Annotated in this window: 1 protein-coding gene; it reads left to right on the top strand. The window is 76.4% G+C overall.

Annotation, left to right across the window (positions count from 1 at the left end; genetic code table 11):
• On the top strand, positions 1–827 hold an 827-nt coding region (locus PAI11_RS19530), incomplete at both ends, for a neutral/alkaline non-lysosomal ceramidase N-terminal domain-containing protein (protein ID WP_040601075.1).

Here is an 827-nt window from a genome sequence, read left to right as displayed (position 1 = left end):
GGGCGAGCTGCGGGCCGCCGGCGAGCTGCCGCCGGCCGCGAGCTACGCGACCGGCACCCCCGCCCCGCCGGCGCCGGACGTCCCCGCCGACGTGCTGCGGGCCGGGGTCGGGCGCGCCGACCTGACGCCGCCGCTGATGGGCAAGTACTTCCTGGGCGGCTGGACCCGGGCCGACCGGATCGGCCGCGGCGTCTCGACCCGGCTGACCACCAGCGCGCTGGTGCTGCAGCGCGGAGGCCGCCGCGTCGCGCTCGTCGCGATGGCCGACTTCGCCGTCCCGCAGGGCCTCCAGCAGGCGATCGCGGCCAAGGTCGCGGACCTCGGCTTCAGCGAGCGCGACGTGATCATCTCCGCCACCCACACCCACTCCGGGACCGGTGGCTACGCCAACAGCCAGACGCTGAACACCGCGGCGCCGGGCATCGACATGATCCTGGCCAACCCCGCCAGCCTGGCCGGCCTGATCGCGCCGTCGCCCGCCGATCCGCAGCTCTACACGTTCATCGTCAACCGCGTGGCGACCGCGATCCGGCGGGCCACCAACGGCCTCCGGCCGGCGGCGGCGGGCTGGGGCCACACGACCCTCTACGGCATCACCCGCAACCGCAGCCTGGTCGCGCGGCTCAACGACTTCGGCACCAGCGACCCCTCGAAGGTCCCCTACGAGAAGACGATCGACCCGAACGTCGACGTGCTGCGCGTCGACGCGCTGACCGCCGCCACCTGCACGGCGCAGGTCCGCCGCTCGGCCAAGCGCGCCACGAGCGCGGCGCGTCGCGCCCGCACGCTGGCCCGCCGCGCGACCAGCGCCCGCCGGGCGGCGAGCC

Origin of the sequence: Patulibacter medicamentivorans (genome assembly GCF_000240225.1) — a bacterium.
Taxonomy (GTDB): domain Bacteria; phylum Actinomycetota; class Thermoleophilia; order Solirubrobacterales; family Solirubrobacteraceae; genus Patulibacter; species Patulibacter medicamentivorans.
Note: the sequence above shows the minus strand (reverse complement) of the source record. Positions and strands in the feature narration are given on the sequence as shown.